The sequence below is a fragment of the Leclercia sp. M50 genome (assembly GCF_037150775.1).
Taxonomy (GTDB): Bacteria; Pseudomonadota; Gammaproteobacteria; order Enterobacterales; family Enterobacteriaceae; genus Enterobacter.
Map to the genome: position 1 here is coordinate 1 of NZ_JBBCPK010000111.1, position 11734 is coordinate 11734.

The 11734-nt window shown below is 56.4% G+C and carries 9 protein-coding genes and 1 pseudogene; 6 read left to right on the top strand and 4 right to left on the bottom strand.

Annotation, left to right across the window (positions count from 1 at the left end; all coding sequences use genetic code 11):
• The 5 genes and pseudogenes from thiK to WFM46_RS20190 form a co-directional block, all read left to right on the top strand.
• A pseudogene (thiK, locus tag WFM46_RS20170) lies at window positions 1-219 on the top strand (thiamine kinase); the annotation flags it as partial.
• An 11-nt stretch (window positions 220-230) separates the two neighbouring features.
• Window positions 231-1256: a beta-N-acetylhexosaminidase gene (nagZ, locus tag WFM46_RS20175; protein WP_336998365.1), complete on the top strand. Its 1026-nt coding sequence runs from the start codon at window positions 231-233 to the stop codon at window positions 1254-1256.
• 34 nt (window positions 1257-1290) lie between these two features.
• The gene (gene ycfP, locus WFM46_RS20180; RefSeq protein ID WP_032617568.1) at window positions 1291-1833 is read left to right on the top strand and encodes an alpha/beta hydrolase YcfP; all 543 of its coding nucleotides are present in this window, start codon (window positions 1291-1293) and stop codon (window positions 1831-1833) included.
• A 233-nt stretch (window positions 1834-2066) separates the two neighbouring features.
• Entirely contained in the window at window positions 2067-3371 is a 1305-nt protein-coding gene (locus WFM46_RS20185; protein WP_336998366.1) for an NAD(P)/FAD-dependent oxidoreductase, read from the top strand.
• Window positions 3372-3567: 196 nt separating this feature from the next.
• Window positions 3568-4107 carry a glycine zipper 2TM domain-containing protein gene (locus WFM46_RS20190; protein WP_103179110.1) on the top strand — a complete coding sequence of 180 codons (540 nt, stop codon included), beginning with the start codon at window positions 3568-3570 and terminating at the stop codon, window positions 4105-4107.
• A gap of 489 nt (window positions 4108-4596) precedes the next feature.
• On the opposite strand, the gene WFM46_RS20195 is transcribed toward WFM46_RS20190, so the two are convergent.
• Window positions 4597-5232 (bottom strand): TetR/AcrR family transcriptional regulator, encoded by a 636-nt coding sequence (locus WFM46_RS20195; protein WP_156654288.1) that lies wholly within the window; start codon window positions 5230-5232, stop codon window positions 4597-4599.
• Window positions 5233-5474: 242 nt separating this feature from the next.
• Between WFM46_RS20195 and bhsA the strand changes: the two genes are divergently transcribed.
• Complete coding sequence (bhsA, locus tag WFM46_RS20200; protein ID WP_103179112.1) at window positions 5475-5732, top strand: multiple stress resistance protein BhsA; 258 nt, start codon at window positions 5475-5477, stop codon at window positions 5730-5732.
• Between the two features lie 78 nt (window positions 5733-5810).
• On the opposite strand, the gene ldtC is transcribed toward bhsA, so the two are convergent.
• The 3 genes from ldtC to WFM46_RS20215 all read right to left on the bottom strand — a co-directional run bounded on the left by ldtC (window position 5811) and on the right by WFM46_RS20215 (window position 11560).
• Entirely contained in the window at window positions 5811-6764 is a 954-nt protein-coding gene (gene ldtC / locus WFM46_RS20205) for a L,D-transpeptidase LdtC (RefSeq protein ID WP_442913473.1), read from the bottom strand.
• A gap of 155 nt (window positions 6765-6919) precedes the next feature.
• Window positions 6920-10366, bottom strand: coding sequence for a transcription-repair coupling factor (gene mfd / locus WFM46_RS20210; RefSeq protein ID WP_336998368.1), 3447 nt, complete (start codon window positions 10364-10366; stop codon window positions 6920-6922).
• Between the two features lie 120 nt (window positions 10367-10486).
• The gene (locus WFM46_RS20215; RefSeq protein WP_336998369.1) at window positions 10487-11560 is read right to left on the bottom strand and encodes an acyltransferase family protein; all 1074 of its coding nucleotides are present in this window, start codon (window positions 11558-11560) and stop codon (window positions 10487-10489) included.
• Window positions 11561-11734: the final 174 nt, after the last annotated feature.

Here is an 11734-nt window from a genome sequence, read left to right on the forward strand (position 1 = left end):
TGGACGGACAGTGACGCAGAGCGTCAGCAGCTGCTCGCCGCTTACGCCCATGCTGCTCAGCTTGACCTGACGCCGCTGCAACGCCAGGTGAAGCGCTGGCGTCCCTGGGTACTGATGCTGATGGCAGGCTGGTTTGAGCTACGCTGGCAGCAATCACAAGATAAACAATTTATGACGCTGGCCGATGAGATCTGGCGCCAGTTAGAAACAACAGAATAAGAGAGGTTCGTGTGGGTCCGGTCATGTTGGATGTGGAAGGTTATGAGCTGGATGCGGAGGAGCGCGAAATTCTGGCGCACCCGCTGGTAGGTGGCTTGATCCTGTTTACGCGTAATTATCACGATCCGGCGCAGCTGCGCGAGCTGGTTCGCCAGATCCGGGAGGCCTCCCGTCACCGGCTGGTGGTGGCGGTGGATCAGGAGGGAGGCCGCGTGCAGCGATTCCGCGACGGCTTTACCCGTCTGCCCGCTGCCCAGTCGTTTGCCGCGCTGCTCGGGCTGGAAGAGGGGGGCAAGCTGGCGCAGGAGGCGGGCTGGCTGATGGCAAGCGAGATGATCGCCATGGATATTGATATCAGCTTTGCCCCGGTGCTGGACGTCGGCCATATCAGCGCCGCCATCGGTGAGCGTGCATACCATGACGAACCGCAGAAGGCGCTGCAAATGGCGACCCGCTTTATCGACGGCATGCATGAAGCCGGGATGAAAACCACGGGGAAACACTTTCCGGGTCATGGCGCCGTTACGGCAGATTCTCATAAAGAGACCCCGCGTGACCCACGGCCACAGGCGGAGATCCGCACCAGGGATATGTCGATTTTTAAATCGCTTATCAGCGACAATAAGCTTGATGCCATCATGCCAGCGCACGTGATCTATGCCGACGTCGATCCGCGTCCGGCCAGCGGCTCGCCGTACTGGCTAAAAACCGTCCTGCGCCAGGAACTCGGTTTTAACGGCGTAATTTTTTCCGACGATCTGTCGATGGAAGGGGCGGCGATCATGGGCAGCTACGCTGAACGCGGTCAGGCATCGCTGGATGCAGGTTGCGATATGATCCTGGTCTGCAATAATCGTAAAGGCGCAGTGAGCGTGTTAGATATCCTGTCGCCGATCAAGGCTGAACGTGTTACACAATTGTATCATAAAGGTTCTTTTAGCCGTCAGGAACTGCGGGATTCAGCACGCTGGAAAGCCGTCAATGCTCAACTTGAAGCGCTTCATGAGCGCTGGGAAGCGCATAAAGCGGGGCAATGATCCCTCCTGACAAGCGTAGTGTGACGAGGATACGATGATCATCTATTTGCACGGTTTTGATTCGAACAGTCCCGGGAATCACGAGAAGGTCCTGCAACTGCAGTTTATCGATCCGGATGTGCGGCTGATAAGCTACAGTACGCGCCATCCGAAACATGATATGCAGCATCTGCTGAAAGAAGTGGACAAAATGCTGCAACTGAACGTTGATGACCGTCCGTTGATTTGTGGCGTTGGCCTTGGGGGTTACTGGGCGGAGCGCATTGGGTTCTTATGTGATATTCGCCAGGTGGTGTTCAATCCTAACCTGTTCCCGAACGAGAACATGGAAGGCAAAATCGACAGGCCGGAAGAGTATGTTGATATCGCCACCAAGTGCGTGAGCAATTTCCGTGAGAAAAATCGCGATCGCTGCCTGGTGATCCTCTCCCGCAACGATGAGGCGCTCAACAGCCCACGGGCAGCGGAGCTGCTGCATCACTACTACGAAATTGTCTGGGATGAAGAGCAGACCCACAAGTTCAAAAATATCGCCCCTCATCTGCAGCGGATCAAAGCGTTCAAGACCTTAGGATAAGGCTCATTTTTTCAACCAGGCCCGGCCACCTTCGTGAGCCGGGCTTTCTTTTTGCTAAGCTTGGGTGAATTTTAAGCGGCAAAACTTGATGCACATCAATTTTGGTATGACCAATGCACCGAACATGTTATTCTCATGGTCGTTGGATGGTTTCTGTGTTGTAACCTGTTGTTAATTAAAGGTTATTATCATAACTTTTAGTTAACAATTGGTTAATAATTTAGGGGGTCACGTTGACTACACCATTGAAAAAGATAGTGATTGTGGGCGGCGGCGCAGGCGGGCTGGAGCTGGCTACGCAGCTGGGCAAGAAGCTCGGACGCGGCAAAAAAGCCAAAGTGACGCTGGTCGATCGCAACCACAGCCACCTGTGGAAACCGCTGCTGCACGAAGTTGCCACCGGTTCTCTGGATGAGGGCGTTGACGCGCTGAGCTATCTGGCGCATGCGCGCAACCATGGGTTCCAGTTCCAGTTGGGTTCAGTGGTCGATATCAACCGTGAAAGCAAAACCATTACCCTGGCGGAGCTGCGTGACGAGAAGGGCGAACTGCTGGTACCGGAGCGTAAGCTGGCGTACGACACCCTGGTGATGGCGCTGGGCAGTACCTCAAACGACTTCAACACGCCGGGCGTGAAAGAGCACTGCATCTTCCTGGATAACCCGCATCAGGCGCGTCGTTTCCATCAGGAGATGCTGAACCTGTTCCTGAAGTATTCCAATAACCTCGGCGCAAGCGGCAAGGTGAATATCGCTATCGTCGGCGGTGGCGCGACGGGCGTTGAACTCTCTGCGGAGCTGCACAACGCGGTGAAACAGCTGCACAGCTATGGCTACAAAGGCTTAACCAACGACGCGCTGAACGTGACGCTGGTGGAAGCGGGCGAACGTATTCTGCCTGCGCTGCCGCCGCGTATCTCCGGCGCGGCGCACAACGAGCTGACCAAACTGCGCGTGCGTGTTCTGACTCAGACGATGGTCACCAGTGCCGATGAACAGGGTCTGAACACCAAAGATGGCGAACATATCAAAGCCGATCTGATGGTCTGGGCGGCAGGCATTAAAGCCCCTGATTTCATGAAAGAGATCGGCGGACTGGAGACCAACCGCATTAACCAGCTGGTGGTTGAGCCGACGCTGCAAACCACCCGCGACCCGGATATCTTTGCCATTGGCGACTGCGCCTCCTGTGCCCGTCCGGAAGGTGGGTTCGTGCCACCGCGTGCCCAGGCCGCACACCAGATGGCCAGCCTGGCGCTGCACAATATTCTGGCGCAGGCGAAGGGCAAGCCTCTGAAGAACTATGTCTATAAAGATCATGGTTCACTGGTGTCGCTCTCGAACTTCTCCACCGTCGGTAGCCTGATGGGTAATCTGATGCGCGGTTCGATGATGGTAGAAGGACGTATTGCCCGCTTCGTCTACATTTCGCTGTACCGTATGCACCAGATTGCGCTGCACGGCTATTTCAAAACCGGGCTGATGATGCTGGTAGGTAGCATCAACCGCGTCATCCGACCGCGACTGAAGCTGCACTAATGCCTTTGCCCCTTCGCTCTCGCGAAGGGGCTTTTTCAGCATATCGTTCTGTAAATCGCCCTCACAGGGTCTAAGAGTCCTCCTAAACCGGCTCATTTTGCGCTTGTTCCCACATTTTTAATCCTTTCTCTGATTTGCCTGCACACACCTTTAGTCGCAGAATTGTTACCAATAGCAATACAAAGGAGAACGTCACATGAATAAATCCATGGTGGCAGGTATAGGGATTGGCGTGGTCGCCGCATTAGGTGTGGCGGCAGTTGCCAGTCTTAATGTTTTTGATCGTGGCCCACAATATGCGCAGGTGGTTTCGGCTACGCCTATTAAAGAGACGGTGAAAACACCGCGTCAGGAGTGCCGCAATGTGACCGTAACGCATCGCCGTCCTGTACAGGATGAAAACCGCATTGCCGGTTCTGTACTGGGTGCGGTGGCCGGTGGGGTGATTGGTCATCAGTTTGGCGGCGGACGGGGTAAAGATGTCGCGACGGTCGTGGGCGCACTGGGTGGCGGTTACGCGGGGAACCAGGCGCAGGGTGCCCTGCAGGAGCGTGATACCTACACCACCACCGAGCAGCGCTGTAAGACGGTCTATGACAAGTCAGAAAAAATGCTCGGCTACGATGTAACCTACAAAATTGGCGATCAGCAGGGCAAGATCCGTATGGATAAAGATCCCGGCACGCAGATCCCCCTTAATGGCGACGGCCAGCTGGTACTGAATAACAAAGCATAAAAAAATCTGTTCTCTGCATTTAGCTCCCCATTCGCTCAGGCTGGGGAGCTTTTTTTGCGCATAAAAAAGACCTTAACAGCGGGGCGACTTGCGCCAGAAGTAAGGTCTTTCCTGGAGATGCTGCTGGGTGACGGGGTCAAAGGTCGAATTCATTATACTGGCGCAATAACATAAATCCCGTTATCAGGACGGAAAGAAAAGCAAATAAAACTGACCCACCACATAAAACCCAGAGACCGAATAACAATGTAATGCCTATTAACACCTTAAAAAAAGGTAACAGCAAAACCATTATATTCTCCTTCTGAATGTGAATAGCCAGAACGCCTTCACCATAACTAATGCAACTAATCATTAGCACATCAATAATCACTGGTTAAGCATAGCAAGCGGTGAAGCCGTGGTGATAGTTTTTAACTATCTTTCTACGAAGTATAGCGGAAGCTGCGGCGAGAAAAGGGGGAGCAGGGCGGCAAAGCGCCCTGAAAATCAGACTTTCAGCAGTTCAGGCCATAACCGCAGGGTTATCTGGGTGACAGTCAGCAGTTTTTCCAGGCTGGCCCCTTCGCGGGCACTGATGGACATACCCTGCAAAATGCAGCTCAGATATTGGGCAAGTTTCTTCGGATCGCACTGCGCCGGGATCTCACCGCGCTGCTGACGCTGCTGTAAAAACTGGCACAGCGTCTCTTCCTGCATGGCATGGCGAGATTTAACCGTATGGGCAATCTCTTCAGAAGAGGCTGCAAGCGTGGCCGATGTGTTAATCATAAAACAGCCCGCAGGGGTCTCTTTGCTGGTAAAGCAGGTCGCCACCGCGGTGAAATAGTCTTCCAGCGCACGTTCAACGGGCTTCTCCTCGCAAAACAGCTGCGCTTCATGGCGGGCGGCAAAACGGCTGATATAGCGATCCAGCACCGCCCGGAACAGCCCCTCTTTATTGGTAAATTCTGCATACAGCGTAGGCGCTTTCGCCCCCGTCGCGGCAACCAGGTCAGCCAGTGATGTGGCTTCATACCCATGCTGCCAGAACAGCGTCATGGCCTTGTCCAGCGCCGCTTCCCTGTCGAACACTTTTGGTCGGCCACGGCTTTTCTTTTCGCAACGCGTGTCATCGGTTGTCATGAGCCGTTGTACCTCTGTTGGATTGTTGAACGACCATTATAAAAATAATCCCTTTCCGCAGCCAGCGCCGCATGAATAAAAATTTATTCATCATATCAATATGAATTTAAACGCTTTTAAAATTATTTTAATGATCGTTATAAAAATAAATTGACGTGTGATGTAGATCACATCTATCATTTTGTTATCGATCGTTAAGTTAATGCTTACGACATCCCGTTCACTTGCAAAAGGTCCTTATCATGAAAAACGTAAAAACAATCATCGCCGCTGCAGTACTCAGCTCACTCTCATTTGCCAGCTTCGCTGCGGTTGAAGTTCAGTCTACCCCTGCCGATCAACAAAAGGTGGGCACCATCTCTGCGAACGCCGGGACTAACCTGAGCTCTCTTGAAAGCCAGTTAGCGCAAAAAGCGGATGAAATGGGGGCGAAATCTTTCCGTATTACTTCTGTAACCGGCCCGAACACCCTGCACGGTACCGCAGTGATCTACAAATAAGCATGGCTTAACCCTCATTAATGCCACTGCGAAAAAAAACGCTCTGCCTGTGCAGAGCGTTTTTTTTATCTGTTAAGGCTACAGCGCCTGGGTAGCGGGGTGAGGCGTCACATCTACCGGCATACCCGAACGCGCTTCCATGGCGCGCTCCATAACGACCTCGTCAGCGCTGGCTTTAAAGCCCTGCTGCGCAGCATTCAGGACAATCGGTAGGGTCTGGGGATCGTCATTCAGCGCTTTCGACAGCGGCTGATGTACCTCCACCAGGTGCACGCCGCCAGGCTCTTCTGACACCTTTATCGGCGTGTTCATGATATTCACTTTGGTACCGGGCTGGATCACACGGAACAACGTCTCGATGTCATTGTCCCGCAGGCGAATACAGCCGGAGCTGACGCGCATGCCGATGCCAAAATCGGCATTAGTGCCGTGCAGCAGATAGACCCCACCGTAGGCCGCCAGGCGAATGGCGTGATGACCCATCGGGTTATCCGGTCCGGCGGGAACCACCGCTGGCAGATCGATACCCTGGGCTTTATAGCGGGCGCGGATGTTGGCGGTTGGGGTCCAGGTCGGATTGGCGCGTTTGTCCGACACCGTAGTGACCATGGTTGGCGTCAGGGTATCGCCCCCCAGCTGACCAATACCGATGGGGTAAACCGTGACCTCGTTTTTACCCGGCGGATAATAGTAGAGCCGCAGTTCAGCCAGGTTGATCACAATCCCTTCCCGCGGGGCATCGGGGAGGAGGGTCTGAAGCGGGATGGTCAGAACACTGCCTGCACGGGGGACGTAGGGATCGACGCCCGGGTTAGCCTGCAGCAGCGCCAGGAAACCGACGTTATATTTTTTGGCAATCGCCTCCAGCGAACCACCATCGTTTTCCACTACATGAAAACGATTTTCGCCCACCAGCCGACTACCCGCCGGGGGCAGGGGCCAGGTATTCGCCTGGGCGGGCAGGGCAAGCGCTACGGTCGCGAGGAGCGCAACCACCGATATCCAACGGGTAAAACGCGACGTTTTTATCATCACCAGAATCCATAGCAATAAAGATTATTATTATCTGAACGTTAATTCATAATTATGGCGAATGAGTGTGTCGGGAAGTCCAGGGGGATTGCAAAGAGTTGTAAATTGCGCAGGGAAAATCATGCCGGGCAACCCGATGGTAGCCCGGCACAGGGTCAGGCTACGGCATTCTCTTCAAGCTGACGCATAAAGTTACGTACCCAGTCCATGCGGGTTTTGCGCTCCGCCAGATCCTGGGTGAATTTCAGGCGCGTCGGTCCATCGAGCCGGAAGTGCTGGGGCTGTTTTTGCAGCAGGCCGATCAGCCACATCGGATCGACATGGTTCTTCTCGGCAAACTCAATCATGCCGCCTTTATCATTCCCCTCCAGCTTGCGGATCCCCAGCTTCTGCGCCTGCTGGCGTAAACGGGCGATATCCAGCAGGTTACGCGCTGCATCCGGCAGCAGGCCAAAGCGGTCGATCAGCTCCACTTTTATCTCTTCCAGACTGGCTTCGTCTTTGGCGCTGGCGATGCGTTTGTAGAACGACAGGCGGGTGTTAACGTCCGGGATAAAATCATCCGGCAGCAGGGACGGCATCCGCAGTTCCACTTCCGTTTGCTGGCTGGTGAGATCTTCCAGCGACGGCTCACGCCCCGCCTTCAGGGCATCGACGGCGTTTTCCAGCAGCTCCATGTAGAGCGAGAAACCGATGGTTTCCATCGAGCCGCTCTGATCTTCCCCAAGCAGTTCGCCCGCGCCGCGGATCTCCAGGTCGTGGGTGGCCAGCGCAAAACCGGCGCCCAGATCTTCCAGCGAGGCGATGGCTTCGAGACGCTTCTGCGCATCGGGGGTCATCGCTTTCGGGTGTGGAGTCATCAACCAGGCATAGGCCTGATGGTGCGAACGTCCGACACGGCCACGCAGCTGGTGGAGCTGGGCCAGGCCAAAGTGATCCGCTCGCTCAATAATGATGGTATTGGCGGTAGGGATATCGATACCGGTTTCGATGATGGTGGTGCAGACCAGCACGTTAAAGCGCTGGTGATGGAAATCGTTCATCACCCGTTCCAGCTCGCGCTCGCGCATCTGCCCGTGGCCGATGGCAATACGCGCTTCCGGCACCAGCTCCGCCAGACGGTCCGCCGCTTTCTGGATATTCTCGACATCGTTGTAGAGATAATAAACCTGGCCGCCGCGCAGCACTTCACGCAGGATCGCCTCGCGCACCACCAGGTTATCGTACTCACGGACAAAGGTCTTCACCGCCAGACGGCGGGCAGGTGGCGTGGCGATAATCGACAGATCGCGCATGCCGCTCATCGCCATATTTAACGTGCGCGGGATCGGCGTGGCGGTGAGGGTCAGGATATCGACATCGGCGCGCATCGCTTTGATGCGCTCCTTGTGGCGCACGCCGAAGCGGTGCTCTTCGTCGACAATCAAGAGCCCCAGATCTTTCCACTTCACGTCACTCTGCAGCAGTTTATGGGTACCGATCAGAATGTCGATCTTGCCCTCGCTTGCCTGCTCCAGGATCTGCGCCTGCTCTTTGGCGCTGCGAAAACGCGACATCATCTCGATGCGCACCGGCCAGTTGGCAAAGCGGTCGCGGAAGTTGTCGTAGTGCTGCTGCGCCAGCAGGGTGGTGGGCACCAGCACCGCCACCTGCTTGTTATTCTCCACCGCCAGGAAGGTGGCGCGCATCGCCACTTCGGTTTTACCGAAGCCCACATCGCCGCAGACCAGACGATCCATCGCCAGCGGCTGGCACATGTCGCTCAGCACGGCGTTAATCGCCTGGGCCTGATCCGGGGTGGTTTCAAACGGGAAGCTGTCGCAGAAGAGCTGATACTGCTCTTTATCATGCTTGAAGGCATAGCCCGCCTTCGCCGCGCGCTGGGCATAGATATCCAGCAGCTCCGCGGCTACGTCGCGCACTTTCTCCGCCGCTTTTTGCCGTGCCCGCGCCCACGCATCGCCGCCGAGCTTGTGCAGCGGGGCATTCTCTTCCGCACCGCCCGCGTAGCGACTGATCAGATGCAGGGACGACACCGGCACATAGAGTTTGGCGTCGTTGGCGTACAGCAGCATCAGATATTCACCCTTGATGCCGCCCGCTTCCAGGGTGGTCATCCCGGCGTAACGGCCTACGCCATGCTCCAGATGGACAATCGGCTGGCCGGGATGCAGCTCCGCCAGGTTGCGGATCAGCGTGTCCGGGTTGATGGTACGGCGGCTGTCCTGACGGCGGCGCGCCACGCGCTCACCCAGCAGATCGCTTTCGCAGATCAGCGCCAGATTATTGAGCGTATCAATAAACCCATGTTCGGCGGCGCCGATCATCAGGTAGCGTCCGTTGCCGCTGGCGTCGTCCAGGCGCAGGATCCGCTTCGGTGCGACCTTAATGCGGCCAAGCAGCTCGCCCAGCGCCTCACGGCGCCCTTCGCTTTCCACAGAGAAGATCACCGGACCGGTAAAGGATTCGAGGAACTTACGCAGGTTATCCAGCGGCGATTTGTTCTGCGCCTGCACCGCGAGGTCCGGCAGCGGCTGGTAGGCCAGGTTGGTATTGGCAGCTTTCTCCGGCAGGCTGTCGGTTTTGAGCTGCATGCGCGGCCAGCGTTTCAGCTCGCTGAAAAGCTCATCGGTGCGCAGCCACAGCAGCTCGGGCTCCAGCAGCGGGCGCATCGGATCAACCCCCCGGTTTTCAAAGCGGGCGCGAGTTTCACTCTCGAAACGGCTGGCGCTGGTCTCCAGATCGCCGGTGTTGAGCACCAGCGTACTGGCCGGGAAATAGCTGAACAGGGCAGGCAGCGGCTCGCTGAAGAACAGCGGCTGCCAGTATTCGATCCCTGACGGCAGGGTGCCTTTGCTCACCTGCTGGTAGATATGTTCGGCGTCGCGCTTGACGTCAAACTTATCGCGCCACTGGCTGCGGAAGAGCTCAATAGCGGTTTTGTCGGTCGGGAATTCGTGGGCCGGCAGCAGGTTGATGGCCTCCACTTCCTCCAGCGTGCGCTGGGTATCGGCATCAAACAGGCGCAGGCTGTCGATTTCGTCGTCGAAAAAGTCCAGACGATAAGGTTGTTCACTGCCCATAGGGTAGAGGTCGAGCAGCGCGCCGCGGGTGGCGTACTCCCCGTGCTCCATGACCTGATCGACATGGCGATAGCCCGCGCTGTCGAGCTGCACGCGCAGGCCGTCCCTCGAGAGGCGCTGGCCTTTTTTCATCACCAGCGCGTGGCCGTGCAGATAGCTGTGCGGGCAGACGCGCTGCATCAGGGTATTGACCGGCACAATCAGCACGCCGCGCTGCATGGAGGGCAGCTGATACAGCGTGGAGAGGCGCGAGGAGATGATCTCCTGGTGCGGCGAGAAGCTGTCGTAAGGCAGCGTCTCCCAGTCGGCAAGGCTGGTGACCAGCTGATCGGTGAACTGGCGGATCTCATCATGCAGACGCAGGGCGTTTTGCATGTCCGGCGCGACCAGTACCACCGGGCCCTGATGACGCTCTGCAATTTCCGCCACCAGCGTGGCGCAGGCTGCCCCGGTCAGTTCACCTAACTGGCGTTGGTCGCCCGCTTTGACGGGCAGGGAAAAACGATTTTGTTCAGGCATGGCTTTGTCAGGATCTCGTATGGGCATATCACTGATACACAATGTCTTTATTATCCTTGATCGTTTTACATTAGCAAACCGTAACCGCACGCAGCGCAAAGCCCCCCTCTCACAGGCGCGCTAGCGTGTCGCCTGAACCAGCGTCAGCCGGGCGGGTGGGGTAAAGAAAATATCACCGGCCAGCGCGCGGGAGAGGTTACGCGCCCCCAGCCCCACCAGGGTGCAGATCAGCAGGCTGGCAAACGGGTAGAAGAGCACCAGCGTCAGCTCTGCCCACACCGGCCAGGTACCGCCATTCAACTGGTGGATCATCAACAGGCTGACCCCTTCGATCAGAATGCGGTGGGTGGTGTAAATCGCAATGGTATTGGAGCCAACCACGTTCAGCACATTGTCAGGGCCAACGGCGAAGCGCTGCTCCAGGCGGTAGAACAGGGCCATAATCAGCAGGATCGACAGCAGCGACAGCGGCAGGGGAACCCCGACGAACCACAGCACGACGGAGACCGCCCCGAACGCCGCTACCGCCAGCGCGTCACGGCGCCACACCCGGCTTTGCATCCACGCCATCAGCTGCACGCCGTACCAGGCCCCGAGGCTGTAATAGATCATATTACGCACCACGCTGTTCATCCCCCACCACGGCAGCGGCATAAAGTTGATGGCGATGCTGGCGAGCGCCAGCAGCACGACCAGCGGCGTCCGCCAGCGGCTCAGCAGCTTGCAGAGCGTAAAATAGACCACCAGAGCGTAGAGATACCACAGGCTGGTGCTGGCAGTGAGCATGCCGGTGATAAAACCGGTCAGCGAGTCGGCATAGGCGGCGTTCGACGCGGTATTGAGATCCCGCTCCGGCGCCAGCCACGCATTGAGATGGGTCAACGCCTGCCACTGTAATACTCCCCACAGCGCCAGCACCCAGATAATGCTCCAGAGCCGTTTGTCCAGGCAGGTTTTCCAGTCGACCTCGTCAATGTAGCGCCGGACCAGATACCCCGAAATAAAGAAGAACACCGGCATGCGGAAGGGGGCGAGATAGAGATTGAACGTTACCCAACATTTGGCGAGCAGCACCGAAAGGGGAGCATGCAGCGCCACGAGATGGGGATAAAAGGTGATCACCGAGTGGTAAATCACCACCAGGCAGATGCAGAGTCCTTTTATCTGGTTAATCCATAGTGCTTTTTGTTTCATCGCGTTCCGGGTCCTGTTATTACCTTAATCGAGCGGGTAAGTGTGTTGCGCGGCGGGCGGGATGTAATGGGTAAGAGTCTGTATCCGGATGTTTTTCAGAAAAGCTGCAAACACCTGCACGGGGCAGGTCGTCTTACGAAAGGGGGGTATTACGCTGATTTACCGTGCTTTTTC

What these genes read in the sequence shown, in the direction of transcription:
- WFM46_RS20190 (WP_103179110.1), top strand. Translation starts at nt 3,568, where the DNA reads ATGAATAAATCCATGGTGGCAGGTATAGGGATTGGCGTGGTCGCCGCA.
- mfd (WP_336998368.1), bottom strand. Translation starts at nt 10,366, where the DNA reads ATGCCTGAACAAAATCGTTTTTCCCTGCCCGTCAAAGCGGGCGACCAA.
- bhsA (WP_103179112.1), top strand. Translation starts at nt 5,475, where the DNA reads ATGAAAAACGTAAAAACAATCATCGCCGCTGCAGTACTCAGCTCACTC.
- WFM46_RS20215 (WP_336998369.1), bottom strand. Translation starts at nt 11,560, where the DNA reads ATGAAACAAAAAGCACTATGGATTAACCAGATAAAAGGACTCTGCATC.
- ldtC (WP_442913473.1), bottom strand. Translation starts at nt 6,764, where the DNA reads ATGATAAAAACGTCGCGTTTTACCCGTTGGATATCGGTGGTTGCGCTC.
- WFM46_RS20195 (WP_156654288.1), bottom strand. Translation starts at nt 5,232, where the DNA reads ATGACAACCGATGACACGCGTTGCGAAAAGAAAAGCCGTGGCCGACCA.
- ycfP (WP_032617568.1), top strand. Translation starts at nt 1,291, where the DNA reads ATGATCATCTATTTGCACGGTTTTGATTCGAACAGTCCCGGGAATCAC.